Consider the following 19,660-nt stretch of genomic DNA (forward strand, 5'->3'; position numbering starts at 1 on the left):
CTCCAGACCGGAAGTGAAGATGGGGACGATGGCGTCGGGTGTCAGGAAATGCCGAACCGCTTGCCGATGAGGTCGAACATCTCCTCGTCACTCGCTGAATCGAGGTCACCGGACCCGGCCGCGACTGCGCCGTCGCCCGCCGCGTCCCTCCACGCGCGAAGCAGTTCCTCCAAGCGCTCGGTCACCTCGGCGCCCAGGTCGCCGGCCGGGCTCAGCGCCGCGAGGCTCGACCGCAGGCCGTCGATCCCGGACAGCACCGCGTCCGCAACCGCGCCGTCGGCGTCCCGGACCAGGCCGGTGCGCAGGTGGCCCGCGATGGCGGCCGGGGTCGGGTAGTCGAACAGCAGCGTGGCCTGCAACCGCAGGCCGGTGCCCGAGCCCAGCCGGTTGCGCAGCTCGACCGCCGTGAGCGAGTCGAAGCCCGAGTCGAGCAGGCCCCGGTCGGGTGCGACGGCCCGCGCGTCGGTGTGGCCGAGCACGGCCGCCGCCTCGGCGCTGACGAACTCGAGCAGGATCTTGTGCTGCTCGGTGTCGGACCTGCCCGCCAGCCGACGCGCCCAGCCCCCGTCCTCGACCCCGGCCGCTGCACGCGGTGTGCCCGCCACCGAGCGCAGCAGCGGCGACTGCCCGCCCGCGGCGTCGAGCTTCACCGGGACCAGCAGCGGCTCGTCGCCGGCCGTCGCGGCGTCGAACAGCGCCAGGTTGTCCTCCGAGGACAGCGGGACGACACCGCTGCGGGCGATCCGCCGCAGGTCGGCGGCGTCCAGCTTCGAGGTCATCCCGCTGTCCTCGGCCCACAGGCCCCACGCGAGCGAGACCGCCGGCAGGCCCAGCAGCCGCCGTTGCGCGGCCAGCGCGTCCAGGAACGTGTTGGCCGCCGAGTAGTTGCCCTGCCCGGCCGAGCCGATGACCCCGGCGACCGAGGAGAACAGCACGAACGCGGTCAGGTCCGCGTCCTTGGTCAGCTCGTGCAGGTTGAGCGCGCCGTCGACCTTCGGGCGGAACACGCGCTCGACCCGCTCCGCGTCGAGGGACTCCACGACACCGTCGTCGATCACCCCGGCGGTGTGCACCACCGCCGTCAGCGGGTGTTCGTCGGGCACACCGGACAGCACGGCCGCCAGCGCCGCGCGGTCGGCGACGTCGCAGGACTCCGCCCGCACCTCGGCGCCCAGCGCGGTCAGCCCGTCCACGAGGTCGGTGTCGGCTCCCCGCCTGCTCACCAGCAGCAGCCGCCGCACACCGTGCGCCGTCACCAGGTGCCGGGCGACCGCCCGACCCAGGGTGCCGGTCGCGCCGGTGACCAGGACCGTCCCGTCCGGGCCGAACACCGGCCGCGACCGCTCCGCGACCCGCCTGCGCACGAGGCGCGGCACCAGCACCTCGCCGTCCCTCACCGCCGCCTGGGGCTCGTCAGCGGCGGCCGAGTGGTCGCCGTGCTCGTCCAGGTCCACCAGGGCGAACCGGCCCGGGTGCTCCGACTGGGCCGAGCGCAGCAGGCCCCACACCGGCGCGTGCGCCAGGTCGACGCCGCCCTCGCGGCCGGTGGCGACCGCGTTCCTGGTCACCACGACCAGTCGGGACGCGGCGAAGCGCCCGTCGGCCAACCACTCCCGCACCGTGGCGAGCACCTGCCCGGTCACCGCAGCGGGTCCGCCGTCCCCGGGAGGGCACTCGAAGACCACCGACGCCGGGACGGGCGTCCCCGCCTCGACGGCCTCGCCCAGCGCCGTCAGGTCGACGTAGTCCGCCCGGGCGCCTCCGATGGCGACCTGGTCCGCACCCGTGGCCGCCCGCTGCGCGGGCACCCAGTCCACCCCGTACAGCGAGCCCTGCCCGGCCCCCGCCAGGCGCGCCGGCACCGGCCGCATCACCAGCGACGCCACGGACAGGACCGGCCTGCCCAGCTCGTCCGACGCCGTCAACGCGACGGTGTCGCCCGCCGTCCGGGACAACCGCACCCGCAGCCGCTGCGCCCCCGTGCGGTGCAGCGACACCCCGCCCCAGGTGAAGGGCATGATGCCGCTGTCGACGCCGTCCACGCCCGCGTAGACCATCGTGTGCAGCGCCGCGTCGAGCAGCGCCGGGTGCACGCCGAAGCGGTCGGCCTCCTGCCCGGCGGGCAGCGCGACTTCACCGAAGACCTCGCCCTCCCGCCGCCACGCCGCCCGCAACCCCTGGAATACCGGCCCGTACTCGAACCCGCTCTCGGTGAACCGCTGGTACAGCCCGTCCACGTCGACGGCCTCGCCGCCCACCGGCGGCCACTCGCCGAGGTCGTGCGCGTCAACCGGTCCGGTGGGGGCGAGGACGCCGCTCGCGTGCCGGGTCCAGGGGTCGGACCCCGCCTCCCGCGAGTACACCTCGAACGTCCGGCGGCCGTCCGGGTCCGCGTCCGCCACCGCGGCCTGCAGCACGACGTCGCCGTCCTCCGCCACGACCAGCGGCGCCTCGACCACCAGCTCCTCGACCAGACCGCACCCGAGGCTCCCGCCGACGTGCGTGGCCAGTTCCAGGAACGCGGTCGCCGGGAACAGCGCCCGGTCGCGCACCACGTGGTCGGCGAGCCACGGGTGGGTCCGCCGCGACAGCCGCCCGGTGAACACCCGCCCGTCGCCCGAGGCCAACCCGAGCGCCGCACCCAGCAGCGGGTGGTCGGCCGCGCTCAGCCCGGCCGCGGTGACGTCGCCGCTCCCGGACCGGGTCAGCCAGTACCGCTCCCGCTGGAACGGGTACGTCGGCAGCTCGACCGGCCGCGTCGTCCGCCCACCCTGGACGGAGGCCCAGTCGACCCGGGAGCCGCGCACGAACACCGCCGCCAGCGCGGCGGACAGCGTGTCGACCTCGGGGTGCTCCCGGCGCGTGACGGGAACGGCCACCACACCGTCGTCCAGGCCGTTGCGGACCGCGGTGGTCAACGCGCCACCTGGCCCCACCTCGATGAACGTGGTCACGCCGCGCCCGGCCAGGTCCGCGAGGCCGTCGAAGAACCGGACCCGCCCCCGGACGTGCTCGACCCAGTGCGCCGGATCGCACAGCCGCTCCGGCCCGACGACCGCGCCGCTGACGTTCGACACGACCGGGATCCGGGGCGGCTGGTACGAGATCCCGGCGGCGACCCGGTGCAGCTCGTCCAGCACCCCGTCCATGTGCGCGGAGTGGAAGGCGTGGCTCACCTTCAACCCGCTGGTCTTGCGGCCCCGCTCCGCCCAGTGCGCGGCGACCTCCGCGACCGCGTCGGCGTCACCGGACACCACCACCGACGCGGGCCCGTTGACGGCGGCGATCTCCACGCCGTCCACGAGGGACTCGGCGACCTCGTCGGCGGTGGCGGTGACCGACAGCATCGCGCCACCGGCAGGCGCGGCCTGCATCAACCGGCCCCGCGCCGCCACGAGGACGCAGGCGTCGCGCAGGGAGAACACCCCGGCGACGTGCGCGGCGGCGATCTCACCGACCGAGTGCCCGATGAGGAAGTCCGGCCGCACGCCCCACTCGCGCAGCACCCGGGCCGTCGCCACCTCGAAGGCGAACAGCGCTGGCTGGGTGAACTCCGTGCGCTCCAGGACCTCGGCGTCGGACCCGAACACCACCTCGCGCAGCGGCCGGTCCAGCAGCCCGTCGAACGCCTCGAAGACCTCGTCCAGCGCCCGCGCGAACGCGGGGACGCCCTCGTGCAGCCCGGCGCCCATGCCGGGGTACTGGCTGCCCTGACCGCTGAACAGCAGCGCGACCTTGGGCCGCGCCGACGCCTCGCCGACCACCACCCCCGGCAGCGCCCGGCCGGCGGCCAGCGCCTCCAACCCGGCCACCAGGTCCGCACCCGTGCCCCCGTGCACCACCGCCCGGTGGTCGTGCACCGCCCGGGTCGTCACCAGGGACGCCCCGATGTCGGACCACGCGACGTCGGGCGACTCGCGGACCAAGGCCAGCAGCCTGTCCGCCTGCTCCCGCAGGGCGGACGCACTGCGCGCCGAGAGCACCAGCGGCACCACACCCGCGTCCGCGTCCGGCTCGGCGTCCGGCTCCGCGTCGGGTTGTTCGAGGATGACGTGCGCGTTCGTCCCGCTGATCCCGAACGACGACACCCCGGCCCGGCGCGGCCGACCGGTCCGCGGCCAGTCCACCGCCGCCGTCGCCAACGACACCGCGCCCGCGTCCCAGTCGACGTGCGGGGTGGGCTCGTCCACGTGCAGCGTCGCGGGCAGCACGCCGTGGCGCATCGCCATGACCACCTTGATCACGCCCGCCACGCCCGCGGCGGCCTGGGTGTGGCCGATGTTCGACTTCACCGATCCCAGCCACAGCGGCCGGTCCCGGTCCTGGCCGTAGGTCGTCAGCAGCGCCTGGGCCTCGATCGGGTCACCCAGCCTCGTGCCGGTGCCGTGCGCCTCCACCACGTCCACGTCCTGCGGCGTCAACCGGGCGTTGGCCAGGGCGGCGCGGATGACCCGCTGCTGCGACGGCCCGTTAGGGGCCGAGAGGCCGTTGGAGGCGCCGTCCTGGTTGACCGCCGAGCCGCGCAGGACGCCGAGCACCCGGTGCCCGTTGCGGCGCGCGTCGGACAGCTTCTCGAGCAGCAGCAGACCGAGACCCTCCGACCAGCCGGTGCCGTCGGCGGCCCCGGCGAAGGACTTGCACCGGGCGTCCGGCGCCAGGCCGCGCTGACGGGAGAACTCCACGAAGGTGCTCGGCGTGGCCATCACGGTCACACCGCCCGCCAGCGCCAGCGAGCACTCGCCCGCCCGGAGCGACTGCGCGGCCAGGTGCATGCCCACGAGCGACGACGAGCACGCCGTGTCCACCGTGACCGCAGGACCCTCCAGTCCGAACACGTAGGACACCCGGCCGGACAGGACGCTGCCCGCGCCGCCGGTCAGCAAGTACCCCTCCGCGCCGTCCGGCACCCGCCCGGACCCGCTGGCGTAGTCCTGCCCGTTGGTGCCGACGAACACCCCCGTCGCGCTGCCCCGCAGCGCTGTCGGGTCGATCCCGGCCCGCTCGAACACCTCCCACGACACCTCCAGCAGCAGCCGCTGCTGCGGGTCCATGGCCAGCGCCTCGCGCGGGGAGATGCCGAAGAACCCGGCGTCGAACCGGCCCGCGTCGTGGACGAACCCGCCTTGCCGCACGGAGGACTTGCCGACCCTGTCCGGGTCGGGGTCGTACAGGGCTTCGGTGTCCCAGCCGCGGTCGTCGGGGAACTCCGAGACCGCGTGGCGGCCGTCGAGCAGCAGCTCCCAGAACCGCTCCGGAGTGTCCGCGCCGCCGGGGAAGCGGCACCCCATCGCCACGATCGCCACCGCGTCGTCGTCCGAGGCGATCCCGAGCGAGGCGCCGGTGGCCACGGCGGTCGCGGTGTCCAGCAGCTCATCGCGCAGGTACTCGGCGAGGGCTCCGGGCGTGGGGTGGTCGAACACCACCGTGGCGGGCAGCCGGATGCCGGTGGCGTCGGCGAGCCGGTTGCGCAGCTCGACCGCGGTCAGCGAGTCGAAGCCGAACTCGCGGAACGCCCGGGAGTCGACGATGCCGTCCGCGGAGGCGTGCCCGAGGACCGCCGCCGCCTGCGCGCACACCACGTCGAGCACGATCCGGCCCTGCTCGCCCGCGTCCGCCGCGCGGAGCCGGTCCAGCAGCGGCGAGGTCGAGGCCGCGGCCCGGCGTTCCGGCGCACGGACCAGACCGCGCAGCACGTGGGGGACCGCCCCCGCTCGGATGGCCGGCAGGTCCAGCCGCACCGGCGCGAGCACGGCCCGCCCGTCCCGCAGGGCGGCGTCGAACAGGACGAGCCCTTCCGCCGACGACATCGCCGCGATGCCGGACCGGCCCAGGCGGCGGAGGTCGACCTCGCCCAGGTCCGCCGTCAGGTTGCTCTCGCCGGCCCACAGGCCCCAGGCCAGCGACTGGGCGGGCAGGCCGGTGGCCCGCCGGTGCTCGGCCAGCGCGTCGAGGAACGCGTTCGCCGCCGCGTAGTTCGCCTGGCCCGCGCCGCCGACCGTGCCCGCCACCGACGAGAACAGCACGAACGCCGCCAGGTCCAGGCCGGTGGTCAGCTCGTGCAGGTGCCAGGCCGCGTCGACCTTGGGCAGCATCACCCGGTCCACCCGCTCCGGGGTGAGCGCTTGGACGACACCGTCGTCGAGGACACCCGCCGTGTGCACGACGGCGGCGAGGGGGTGCTGAGCGGGGATGGCGCCGAGCAGTTCGGCGACCGCCTCCCGGTCGGCCATGTCGCAGGCCGCCAGCGTCACCTCCGCGCCCAGCGCGGTCAGCTCCGCGACCAAGTCCTCCGCTCCCGGCGCGGTGACGCCCCGGCGGCTCGTCAGCAGCAGGCGTCGGACGCCGTGCTCGACCACGAGGTGCCGGGCGACCAGGGAACCGAGGCCGCCGGTCGCGCCGGTGACCAGCACCGTGCCATCGGCGTCGAGGGCGGGCGGGGTCCGCTCCACCGGGGCGCGGCGCGCCAGCCGGGGCACCCGCGAAGCTCCACCGCGCAGCACGACCTGCGGTTCGCCGACTGCCACCGCCTCCGGCAGCGCCGACGCGTCGTCGGCGTCCACCAGCACCAGCCGGTCGGGGTGCTCGGCCTGCGCGGCCCGCACCAGTCCCCACACCGGGGCGGTGGCCACGCCGCGCAGGTCCGCCACGTCGACCGCGCCGCTGGTGAGCACCACCAACCGCGACTCGGCGAAGCGCTCGTCCGCCAGCCACTCCTGCACCACGGCCAAGACCCGGTTGACCACCTCGCGGGTCACCGCGGCCGGGTCGCCTCCGGTCGCGACGACCGGCAGGACCACGACGTCGGCCGGGTCGTCGGACAACCCCGACCAGGTCACGACCGGTTCACCGCGCGCGTCCAGCGCGGCGGCCACGCCGAGGCTGTCCTCACCCAGCACGGCCCAGCGCAGCGGTGACGACGCGGGAGCCCGCACCGGCGTCCAGTCCACCGCGTACAGCGAGTCCTGCCTGGCGGCGCCGATCCGGGTCGACCGCAGCCCCACCGCGTCGACCGCCAGGACCGGCTGCCCGGACGCGTCGAACGCGTGCAGGGAGAACGTGTCGTCCCCGACCGGGCGCATCCGCACCCGCAACCGCTCCGCCCCGGACGCGCCGAGCGCCACGCCCCGCCACGACCACGGCGACAGCCCGGCGCCCGCGCCCTCGACGGCGTGCGCGGCGACCGCGAGCAACGCCGGGTGCAGGGCGAAGTCCGACGCCCCCGGCGCGGACACCTCCGCGAACGTCTCGTCACCGCGCCGCCACACCGCGCCCAAGCCCTGGAAGGCCGGTCCGTAGTCGACACCACCGAGTCGCCGGTAGACCTCGGCGACGTCCACGGACACCGCGTTCGCGGGCGGCCACTCGCCGAGGTCGTGCGTGCAGGGGTTCTCCTCGTCGGTCAGGACGCCGGTGGCGTGCCGCGTCCACGGGCCGTCCCCGGCCCGCGAGTACACCCCGACTTCCCGGCGTCCGCCCTCGCTTCCCGCCACCGCGACGCAGAGGTGCACGGCCCCCTGCTCGGGGATCACCAGCGGGGTGTGGACGGTGAGGTCTTCCACCCGGTCGTGCCCGGTGCCCGCGCGGACGTGCAGCACGAGGTCGAGGAAGGCCGTGCCTGGCAGGAGAACGGTGCCGTCGACCGTGTGGTCCGCCAGCCACGGGTGGGTGGCCTGCGACAGCCTGCCGGTGAACAGGACGCCGTCGCTGTCGACCAGATCGACAACGGCACCCAGCAGCGGGTGTCCGGCGTCACGCAGACCGGCGGAGTCCAAGTCCACCGAGGACGTCTCCGATGGCAGCCAGAAGTCCTGCCGCTGGAAGGGGTAGGTGGGCAGGTCGAGCGTTGTGGTGGATGGGGTGAACAGGTTTGTCCAGTTGACGGGTACGCCTGCGGTGAAGAGGTGTCCGGCTGAGGTGAGGAGTCTGTGGAGTCCGCCTTCGTCGCGTCGGAGGCTGCCGGTGATGGTGAGGTCGGTGTTGCTGGTTTCGGCGGTTTGTTCGATGGCCATGGTGAGGACGGGGTGGGGGCTGATCTCGACGAACGTGGTGTGGCCCTGGGCGATCAGCGCCTCGGTGGCCTCGGCGAAGCGGACGGTCTGGCGCAGGTTCCGGTACCAGTAGTCGGCGTTCATGTCGGTGGTGTCGGCCCAGGTGTTCGACACGGTGGAGTAGAACGGGATCGCCGAGTGCCGCGGCGTGATGCCGTGGGCGGCGGCGAGGACGTGGTCGCGGATGTTTTCGACGGCGGGGGAGTGGGAGGCGTAGTCGACGGCGATGCGGCGGACTCGGATGTCCTGTGTGGACAGTTGTTCGCCCCAGGAGTCGAGCGCCGCGCCGTCGCCGGAGACGATGACGGTGGCGGGTCCGTTAATGGCGGCGATGGAGAGTTCGACGTTGTCCCGTGCGATCCACTCCGAGACGTGGGTGGGTGAGGCGGCGACGGACATCATGCCGCCGGGTCCGGCCAGGTGTTGCGCGATGGCCTGGGATCGTCGGGCGACGACCTGTGCGCCATCGGCGAGGGACAGTGCTCCGGCGACGACGGCGGCGGCGATCTCGCCTTGGGAGTGCCCCACGACGGCGGCGGGTTCCACGCCGAGCGACCGCCAGACGGCGGCCAGCGACACCATCACCGCGAACAACGCGGGCTGCACCACGTCCACCCGGTCCAACGCCTCCGGCGCGGGGGAGGTGACCGCCTCTCGCAGCGACCACGACACCCACGGCTCCAGCGCCCGCTCGCACTCGGCGAACCGCTCGGCGAAGACAGGGGAGCTCTCCAGCAGCTCCCGCGCCATGCCAGCCCACTGCGAACCCTGCCCCGGGAACACCCACACCGCGCTCGGCTGCCCGGCGCTCCCCGGGACCACGCCGCCGGCCACCGAGTCCAGCCCGTCCGACAGTTCGTCGCGGGTCTCACCCAGGACGACAGCGCGGTAGTCGTGCAGCGCGCGGGTCGTCACCAGCGCATGCCCGATCTCCGCGGGCTCCACCTCGGGGTGCCGGCGCACGAACGACCGCAGCCGGATCGCCTGATCCCGCAGTGCGGCCCCGTCCCGCGCCGAGAGGACCCACGGCACCACACCGCCCCGGACGGTCGAGCCCGGCTCGTCGGCGACCGGCTCCGCGTCGGCTTGTTCGAGGATGACGTGCGCGTTCGTCCCGCTGATCCCGAACGACGACACCGCCGCCCGGCGCGGCCTGCCCGCGTCGGGCCAGTCCCGGTTGTCGGTCAGCAGGGACACCGAGCCCGTGGACCAGTCCACGTGTGGTGTCGGTTCGTCGACGTGGAGCGTGCGGGGCAGCACCCCGTGGCGCATCGCCATGACCATCTTGATCACACCGGCGACGCCCGCGGCGGCCTGCGTGTGGCCGATGTTGGACTTGACCGAGCCGAGCCACAACGGCTCGTCGCGGTCCTGGCCGTAGGTGGCCAGCAGGGCCTGAGCCTCGATCGGATCGCCGAGCCGAGTCCCCGTCCCGTGCGCTTCTACGACGTCCACGTCCTGCGGCGTCAATCGCGCGTTGGCCAGGGCGGCTCGGATCACCCGCTGCTGCGACGGCCCGTTCGGCGCGGTCAGGCCGTTGGAGGCGCCGTCCTGGTTCACCGCCGAACCGCGGACCACCCCCAGCACCCGGTGCCCGTTGCGCCGCGCGTCCGACAGCTTCTCCAGCAGCAGCACCCCCGCGCCCTCCGACCAGCCGGTGCCGTCGGCCGCCCCGGCGAAGGACTTGCACCGGCCGTCCGGGGACAGCCCGCGCTGACGGGAGAACTCCACGAAGGTCCCCGGCGTCGACATCACCGTCACACCACCGGCCAGCGCCAGCGAGCACTCACCCGAGCGCAGCGCCTGCGCCGCCAGGTGCAGGGTCACCAGCGACGACGAGCACGCCGTGTCGACGGTGACGGCCGGACCCTCCAGTCCGAACACGTACGACACCCGGCCCGACAGCACGCTGCCGGTGCCACCGGTCAGCAGGTGGCCGTCGACCAGGCCGTTCGGCACGTGCAGGGGCGGGCCGTAGTCGTGGTACATCAGGCCGGTGAACACCCCGGTCCTGCTGCCGCGCAACGAAGTTGGGTCGATGCCCGCGCGCTCGAACACCTCCCACGACACTTCGAGCACCAGCCGCTGCTGCGGGTCCATCGCCAGCGCCTCGCGCGGGGAGATCCCGAAGAACGCCGGGTCGAACGCGGGCGCGTCGTGCAGGAACCCGCCTTCCCGGGTGGTGGAGGTGCCGGTCCGCGCGTCGTCGGCGTCGAACAGGGAGTCCAGGTCCCAGCCCCGGTTCTCCGGGAAGCCGGACACCGCGTCCCTCCCGGACACGGCCAGCTCCCACAGCTGCTCCGGTGAGGTCACCCCGCCCGGGTAGCGGCAGGCCATCCCGACGACGGCGATCGGCTCGCCCGCCGACTCGACCAGGTCCCGGTTCTGCTTGCGCAGTCGGACGACCTCCTTGAGGGTGTCGCGCAGGACGCCGACGACGTCATCGGAGGAATTGTCAGGCATGTGGTCCCGGGTCCTTATCAGCCGAGGCTCTCGCGAGCCAGCCGGACGAGGTCAGCGACATCCAGTTCGTCGATCGAGTCGACGTCATCCATCTCCACCGGGCTCATCCGCACTGGGGGTTCCGGGTCTTCCCGCACCTCGGGCTCCGGCGGGAACAGCTCGGCGACCACGTGGCGCGCCAGCAGCTCCGGGGTGGGGAAGTCGAACACCGCGGTCGGCGACAGCAGCAACCCGGTCGCCTGGTTGAGCCGGTTGCGCAGCTCCACACCGGTCAGCGAGTCGACCCCCAGCTTCCGGAACCCCGCCCGGACGTCGACCCGGCCCGCCTGCCCGTAGTCGAGCACCCCGGCCACCTCGGCCCGCAGCAGGTCGAGCGCGGCGCGGTCGCGCTCCGCCCCGGACATGCCCGCCAGCACCGACCGGAACGACGCCGACGGCCCCCGTTCCACCGTGGGCTTGGGTGCGCGCACCACACCGCGCAGCAGCGGGGGCGGAAGCTCGCCGGGGCCGATCCGCAGTGCGGGCACGTCGATCCGCAGCGGCACGACCAGCGGTTCGGCCACCCCCAGGGCGGCGTCGAACAGGGCCAGGCCGTCCTCATCGGACAGCGCGGCCATGCCGATGCGCGCGAGCCTTGCCCGGCTGACGGCGTCCAGCTCACCCGCCATGCCGGAGGAGGCCCACGGCGCCCACGCCAACGACGTCGCGGGCAGCCCCTTGGCGCTGCGGTGCCACGCCAGCGCGTCGAGGAAGCTGTTGGCCGCCGCGTAGTTCGCCTGTCCCGCCGCGCCGAACACGCCGGACGCCGAGGAGAACAGCACGAACGCGGCCAGGTTCTCGGTGAGGTCGTGCAGGTGCCACGCCCCGTCCACCTTCGGCCGCAGGACGGTGTCGACCCGTTCGGGCGTCAGCGACCCGACCACGCCGTCGTCCAGCACGCCCGCGACGTGCACGACCGCGGTCACCGGGTGCTCGGCGGGGACGGCGGCCAGCATCGCCGCCACGTCGTCCCGCTCGGCCGTGTCGCACGCCGCCCAGGTGACCTCCGCGCCGTGCCCGGCCAGGTCCGCGGCCAGCTCGGCGGCCCCCGGTGCCGTCGCCCCGCGCCTGCCGGCCAGCAGCAGGTGCCGGACGCCGTGCTTCGCGACCAGCCGGCGGGCGACCAACCCGCCGAGCGCGCCGGACGCCCCGGTGACCACCACGGTGCCTTCCAGGTCGATCGCGGTGACGCCGTCCCCGGTCCGCTCGATGCCGGCCAGGCGCGGCGCCAGCACCTCGCCCTCTCGGATGGCCCACTGCGGCTCGTCCAGCAGGGCCGTCCGCACCACTCGCGCCGAGGACCGCTCGTCCTCGTCCACGTCGATCAGCACGATCCGGTCGGGGTGTTCGCGCTGCGCGGAGCGGACCAGGCCCCACACCGCGGCGTGCGCCAGGTCGACCTGGTGACCGGCGACCGCGCGACGGGTCAGGACGACGAGCCGGGACGAGGCGAACCGCTCGTCGCCCACCCACTCCTGCACCAGCGCCAGCACCTGGTGGCAGGCCGCGGCGACCGCCTCGGGCACCGTCCCCCCGCCGCCGGTCACCGGCGCGAGCACCAGGTCCGGCACGGAATCGAGGGCTGCAAGATCGGTCGCGGTCGTGGTCGGGTCGAGTCCGAAGTGGTCGACGCCGAGCAGCGCCCAGGTCGGCTCGGGTCGGCGCGGGGTGTCGGCGACCGGCACCCACGTGAGCCGCCACAGCGAATCGTGCGCACGGCCGCCGCCCAGTCCTCCGGCGGGAAGCGCCCGCACGGTGAGCGAAGCGACCTCCGCCAGCGGCCTGCCCGCCTGGTCGGCGATCCGCACCGAGACGGAGTCCTCGCCCACGGGGGAGAGGCGGACCCGTGCCGCCGCGGCACCGCGCGAGTGCACGCGCACACCGGACCAGGCGAAGGGGAGCCGCACCCGCTGCCCGTCCGCGGTGGCGAAGAACCCGGTCGCGCCGCCGCCGTGCAGCGCGCCGTCGAACAGCGCCGGGTGCACGGCGTAGTCCCCGGCCCCGCCCGCGAGGGAATCGGGGAGCGCGATCTCGGTGAGCACGTCCTGGTCGACCCGCCACGCGCGGTGCACGCCCCGGAACAGCGGTCCGTACGCCAGTCCCGCCGCGGCCAGGTCCGCGTACAGCTCTTCGACGTCGATCTCCCGCGCACCGGCGGGCGGCCAGGCGGCCAGGTCGAACGGCTCGGCCGGCCCGGTGCCCCCGACCTGCCCGGCCGCGTGCTGGACCCACACCGCGTCCTCGCCCTCGGACCGCGAGTGCACGCTGACCTGGCGCCGGTCCAGCTCGTCCGGCGCCTGGACCGTGACCCGCAGCCGCGCGCTGCCACCCGGGTCGAGCACCAACGGACTGGTGATCACCAAGTCCGCGATCACCAGGTCGGCGATCGTCGAGTCCGTGCCGGCCGAGTCCGTGTTCGCCGACTGCGCGACGTGCGCGACCAGCTCGACGAACACGGTGGCGGGCACCACGACCAGTCCACCCACCACGTGGTCCGCCAGCCACGGCTGAGCCGCCGACGACAGCGCGGCCGTGCCGACGACGGACCCGTCCGGGAGGTCGACGGTCGCGCCCAGCACGCCGTGCCCGGACTCGCGCAGGCCCAGCGCGGTGGCGGCGGCGCGGGGGCGTGCCGGCGCGAGCCAGTACCGGCGGTCCTGGAAGGGGTAGGTCGGCAGCTCCACCCGCCGCGCGGGCACGCCGTCGACCACGCGGGCGAGGTCCACCGGCACACCCAGGACGTGCAGGCGGGACACCGCCGAGAGCAGGGTGGTGACCTGCGGACGCCCTTGCCGCTGGCAGGCGGCCACCGCCACCGCGGTCCCGGCTGACTCCTGCGCCAGGGCCGCCAACGCGCTGTCCGGACCCACTTCGAGGAACGCCGTCACGCCGTTGTCGACCAGGCACCGCACGCCGTCGTGGAAGCGGACCGCCTCCCGGACGTGCCGGGTCCAGTAGTCCGGGTCGGCCAGCTCGGCGCGGGTCGCCACCCGGCCGGTGAGCGTCGACACGAGCGGCACCACCGGCTCCCGGACGGCCACCGCGGCGGCCACCGCGCGGAACCCGTCGAGCATCCCGTCCATGTGCGGCGAGTGGAACGCGTGGCTGACCCGCAGCCGCCGCGTCCGGCGCCCTCGGCCCGCCCAGTCCTCGGCCACCGCCTGCACGGCGTCCGCGTCACCCGAGACGACGACGGAGCGCGACCCGTTCACCGCCGCGATCGACACCCCCTCGGGGAGCGAACCCTCCACCTCGGCCTCGGACGCCTCGACCGCCGCCATCGCCCCGAGGGCGGGCAGGGCCTGCATCAACCGGCCACGGGCCGCCACGAGCGCGCAGGCGTCCGCCAACGACAGCACCCCGGCCACGTGGGCCGCCGCGAGTTCACCGACGGAGTGCCCGGCGACGAAGTCGGGCCGCAGCCCCCAGTGCTCCAGGAGCCGGAACAGCGCGACCCCGACGGCGAACAGCGCGGGCTGCGTGTACTCGGTCCGGTCGAGAAGTCCACCCTCCGGGGAGGAGATGACCGTCCGCAGTGGATGGTCGAGGTGCTGGTCCAGCAGGTCGCACACCGCGTCGAAACCCTTGGCGTACACCGGGAACCGCTCGTGCAGCTCGTCGCCCATGCCTTGGAACTGGCTGCCCTGACCGGTGAACAGGAACGCGAGCCCACCCCGTGGCCCGGCGGTGCCCCGCACGGTGCCCGGCGCCGAACCGCCTTCGACGAGCGCGCGCAGCCCGTCGGCGAAGTCCTCGCGGTCCCCGCCGACGACCACCGCGCGGTGGTCGAACACCGGTGTCCGGGTGGCCAGGCTGAACGCCACGTCCGCCGGGTCGTGCTCGGCCACGACGGACAGCAGTTGCTCCGCCGCCGCCCGCAACGCCGCGTCGGTCTTGGCCGACAGCGCCAGCGGGACCGGCTGCGGGTGCCGCTCGACCGGGTCGGGGCTGTCGCCGCCCTCCAGGATCACGTGCGCGTTCGTGCCGCTGATGCCGAACGACGACACCGCCGCGCGGCGCGGACCCCCGGTCTCCGGCCACGGCCGGGCAGCGGTCAGCAGCGCCATGCCGCTGCCGGCCCAGTCGACCTGCGTGGACGGCTCGTCGGCGTGCAGGGTCCGGGGCGCGACGCCGTGCCGCATGGCCAGCACCATCTTGATCACACCGGCGACGCCCGCCGCCGCCTGCGCGTGCCCGATGTTGGACTTCAGCGAGCCGACCAGCAGCGGTGCGCCCTCTGCCCGGTGGCTGCCGTAGGCGCCCGCCAGCGCCTGCGCCTCGATCGCGTCGCCGAGGGTCGTGCCGGTCCCGTGCGCCTCCACCACGTCGATCTCGGCGGGCGTCAGCCCGGCGTCGGCCAGCGCCCGCGCGATGACCCGCTGCTGGGCCAGGCCGCTCGGCGCGGTCAGACCGTTGGACCGCCCGTCGTTGTTGATCGCCGTCGCCCGGAGCACGGCCAGCACCGGGTGCCCGTGGCGCCGGGCGTCCGAGAGCCGCTCCAGGAGCAGCACACCCGCGCCCTCCGCCCAACCGGTGCCGTCGGCGTCGGCGGAGAACGCCTTGCAGCGCCCGTCCCGCGCCAGGCCGCCCTGCTTGGCGAACTCCACGAACATCCCCGGCGAGGCCATCACCGACGCCCCGCCCGCCACGGCCAGCGCGCAGTCGCCCTGCCGCAGCGAGCGGGCCGCGAGGTGCACCGCGACCAGCGACGACGAGCACGCCGTGTCGACCGTGACCGCCGGACCGGAGAACCCGAACGTGTAAGCGATCCGTCCCGACGCGATGCTCGGCGAGGTCCCGGTGAGGAGGTGCCCCTCGACCTCGGCCGCCGACTCGTGCAGCCGGGGGCCGTACTCCTGGGCGGTGGCCCCGACGAACACGCCGACCTCGTCCGTGGCATCGGGGTCGATCCCGGCGCGCTCGAACGACTCCCACGCGGTCTCCAGCAGCAGTCGCTGCTGCGGGTCCATCGCCAGTGCTTCGCGCGGGGAGATCCCGAAGAACTCCGCGTCGAACCGGCCCGCGTCGGCGAGGAACCCGCCTGCCCTGGCGTAAGTCGTGCCCGGCCGGTCGGGGTCGTCGCCGAACAACCGGTCCAGGTCCCAGCCTCGGTCCTCGGGGAACGCGGAGACGGCGTCGCGACCCTCGGCGACCAGGTCCCACAGTTGCGCGGGGGTCCGCACACCGCCGGGGAAGCGGCACGCCATGCCCACGATCGCGATCGGCTCGTCGGCTCGGTCCTGCTCCAGCCCGTCCAGCCCGTCCGGTGTGGCCTCGTGGCCGCCGTCGACCAACGACCGCAGGTGCTCGGCCAGCGCGGACGCCGTGGTGTGGTCGTACAGCGTGGTGGTCCCGACCTCCGTGCCCAGCACCCGGTTGACGCGGTCGCACAACTCCACCGCGTCCAACGAGCCCAGCCCCAGGTCGCGGAAGCCGCGGTGCGGGTCGACGGCGTCTGGGTCCGAGTGGCCGAGCACCACGGCGATCTGCGTCCGGACCACCTGTTCCAGGTCCACCGGGACGCTCGCCCCGTGCTCGCCGTGCTGAGGCTCGCCGCGCTCGGTCCTGCCGTGCTGGTGCTCGCCGTGCTCGTGTCCGCCGCGTGTCGGCTCAGCCGATGCCCCCGGCGAGGGAAGGTCCGCGGTGCCGTCCTGGATCCAGTGCCGCTCGCGCTGGAAGGCGTAGGTGGGCAGCGGAACGCGCCGGACCGGGAGGTCGGCGAAGAAGCCGCCCCAGTCGACGTCGTACCCGTGCACGTGCAGCTCCGCCACGGCCGAGGTGACCGCACGGGCCTCGTCGTGCCCGGCGCGCACCGCGGGCACCAAGAGCACGTCCTCCCCGGCCAGGCACTCCCGCCCCGCCGCCGTCAGCACACCGTCCGGCCCCAGTTCGAGGAACGCCCGCACACCGCCCTCGTCGTGCAGCCAGCGCACGCCGTCGAGGAACCGCACCGTCCCCCGCACCTGCCGGACCCAGTAGTCCGCGTCCGGCTCCACCGGGCCGCCGTCCAGGGTGGACACGATCGGGATGCGCGGCGGGTGGAAGGCGACCGCCTCCGCGACCCGGCGGAAGTCGGCGAGCATCCCGTCCATCCGGGGCGAGTGGAAGGCGTGGCTCACCTCCAGCCGCTTGGTCCGGTGCCCGGCGGAGGAGAAGAGGTCCGCGACCGCCAGGACCGCCTCCTCGTCGCCGGAGACGACAGTGGCCGCGGGTCCGTTCACCGCCGCGATGTCCAGCTGCCCCGGCACCCCGTCGAGCGCCCGCCGCACCTCGGCGACCGCCGCCCCGACCGCGACCATGGCACCGCCCGGGGGCAAGGCCTGCATGAGCCGACCCCGCGCGGCCACCAACCGGCACGCGTCGGCCAGCGACACCACGTCCGCGACGTGCGCGGCGGCGATCTCGCCGACCGAGTGCCCGAGCAGGAAGTCCGGCACCGCGCCCCAGCTCTCCACGAGCCGGAACAGCGCCACCTCCAGCGCGAACACCGCGCACTGCGTGTAGACCGTCTGGTGGATGAGGTCCGCGTCGGCCGATCCGGGCTCCGCCGCGAGGACGTCGCCGATCGGGCGGTCGAGTTCACCGTCGAGGTGCGAGCACACCTCGTCCCACGCCGAGGCGAAGACCGGGAAGGCCGCGCGGAGGCCGCTGCCCATCGCCAACCGCTGGCTGCCCTGCCCGGTGAACAGGAACGCCACGTCGCCCGCCCGTCGCCCGTCACCCAACACGACCGGGGACGGCAACTGCCGCGCCAAGTCCTCCAGGCCGCGGGCCACCACCACCGCCCGGTGCGGGAACGACGCCCGTGCCGTGGCCAGCGTGTGAGCCACGTCGGCCCGGTCCTGCCCGGGGTCGTCCGCGAGGTGCGCGGCCAGTGCCGCGGCCTGGGCGCGCAACGCCTGCTCAGACTTGCCGGACAGCACGTAGGGGAGGGCGTCCGGGACCCGGCCCCCTGGACGGGGCGGCCGGGCGGGGACCCGGTCCGAGAGCACGAGGTGGCAGTTCGTGCCGCCCATGCCGAACGAGCTGACCCCCGCGACCAGGGGGCGGTCGTCGTCGGCCCACGGCCCCGTTTCGGCTTGCACCCGCAGGTTGAGCGCGTCCAGCGGGATGTCCGGGTTCGGTGTGTCGAAGTGCAGGCTGCGCGGCACCCGCCGGTGCCGGATCGCCAACGCCGCCTTGATCAGCCCGGCGATCCCCGCCGCCCCTTCCAGGTGCCCGATGTTGGTCTTCACCGACCCCACCGGCACCGGACGCCCGGCCTCGCGCGCGGTCCCCAGCACTGCCCCGAGGGCGGCGGCCTCCACCGGGTCCCCGACTCTGGTCCCGGTTCCGTGCAACTCGACGTACTGGACCTCGCCCGGGTCCACGCCGGCATCGAGGTAGGCGGCGCGCAGCAGTCGTTCCTGGGCCCGCGCGTCCGGGGTTGTCAGGTGGAGGCCGCCGCCGTCGTTGTTGACCGCGCCGCCGTGGATGACGCAGTACACCTCGTCCCCGTCGGCGAGGGCGTTCTCCAGGGGTTTCAGCACCACCAGGCCGCCGCCCTCGCCCCGGACGTACCCGTTGGCGCGCGCGTCGAAGGTGTGGCACCGCCCGTCCGGCGAGAGCGCCCCGAACTCCGCGGCTGCGAGAGCGCTCTCAATCGCGAGGTTGAGGGAGATCCCGCCGGCCAGTGCGACCCCGACCTCGCCGTGCCGCAGGCTCTCGCAGGCCATCCGCACGGCGACCAGCGACGACGACTGCCCGGTGTCCACGACCAGGCTCGGCCCTTCGAACCCCAGCGCGTACGACAGCCGGTTCGCGACCATGGCCCGGTTCAGGCCGGTGAGGGAGAACCGGTCGACCACCCCGGCCCGCTGCCGCAGCACCGCGTAGTCGCCCGCGCCGACCCCGACGAACACCCCGCCGTCGACGTGGCCGGGCACGATCCCGGCGTCTTCCGCCGCCTCCCACGCCAGTTCCAGCGCCAGGCGCTGCTGCGGATCGGTCGCCGCGGCCTCCCTCGGCGACAGCGAGAAGAAGTCCGCGTCGAACCGGTCCACCCCGTCGAGGAAGCCGCCCCGGCCGATCCCGTCGCGCGCGGCCCAGCGATCCGCCGGCACGTCGCCGACGAGGTCGGACCCGTCGTGCAACAACCGCCAGAATTGCGCGGGATCTACGGCACCGGGAAACCGGCAGGACATTCCGACAACAGCGATCAAGCCATTCACGTCAGGCCACTTCTCCCCGCGAAAATCAACCCAGGAAAGCCGGGAGTTCACACCTCGAATCAGGTGATCGTTCCGACGTGCATGACTGGACCGTAGCATAACTCAGAGCGGCCTCACGGTGAGAGATCTGGCACAACCCTGTCAGTTGGCGCATCCCCTGTGGCGCGCGATGGCCTGATCGGGTAAGGACGCCCAGGTGAAATGCGGTATTTCCTCCGGTGAAACAATGATGCGTGTCAATAGGCCATCCGGACTCCGGCTGTGCGCCGATTCCGGAATCCGCGCTTCACCGTTCGTCCGACTGCCGCGACTTCGGCGGACCGATCCGGCTCGGCCTGTGCTACCCCTGTCCACGGAGTGGGAGGTGGACAGGTCTTCGGTACTGCGCAGTCGTTGTCGGCGACCGGGGGTGTAGTGCGTGCGTGGCCGGACTGGAGCGGCTCGGCCCGGTGTCGGCGATGCGGCGAGGACGGTTGTTGGTCGCGGCCATTCGTCCGCCGCTTCGGTGTCCGATCACGGCGGCACCGGGACGAGGAATCGGCATTGTGCGGGAAAATCGGACGACGAATTCCTGTGGCCGCGTGGCTGCCCGATCGAGAGGAATGCGCAGCGTTCGTTCGCCGGCTCGGCGCGTCATGCGATTCTGACCAGCGCGTACGTGTAGTAGTCGGCTTTGTGAACGCCTCCGGCGAAGGTGTCTTCGTAGTCCCATGCGGGGGTCAAGAAGGCTGGGCCGCCAGGTATGCCATCGGCCCGGATCCGCACGGTCTCGCGGTTCGCGATGCCGTGCTCGACGGCCAATTCCAGTTCCACCGGTAGGAGGCGGCGGACGCCATCGCGGTGAGTCGGCGAACCCTCCCTCAAGCGGAAGTCCGCTGTGGACGGTTCCTGCCCTGCGAA

General features: G+C 74.3%; 3 protein-coding genes. All 3 read right to left on the bottom strand.

Annotation, left to right across the window (positions count from 1 at the left end):
* Nucleotides 1-41 precede the first annotated feature (41 nt).
* Nucleotides 42-10,511: an SDR family NAD(P)-dependent oxidoreductase gene (locus ACRAKI_RS16965; protein ID WP_447008063.1), complete on the bottom strand. Its 10,470-nt coding sequence runs from the start codon at nt 10,509-10,511 to the stop codon at nt 42-44.
* Between the two features lie 17 nt (nt 10,512-10,528).
* Nucleotides 10,529-18,760 carry a type I polyketide synthase gene (locus ACRAKI_RS16970; RefSeq protein ID WP_447008064.1) on the bottom strand — a complete coding sequence of 2,744 codons (8,232 nt, stop codon included), beginning with the start codon at nt 18,758-18,760 and terminating at the stop codon, nt 10,529-10,531.
* 633 nt (nt 18,761-19,393) lie between these two features.
* Entirely contained in the window at nt 19,394-19,573 is a 180-nt protein-coding gene (locus tag ACRAKI_RS16975; RefSeq protein ID WP_447008065.1) for a hypothetical protein, read from the bottom strand.
* Between the last annotated feature and the right edge of the window lie 87 nt (nt 19,574-19,660).

This window comes from Saccharothrix isguenensis (assembly GCF_052936305.1).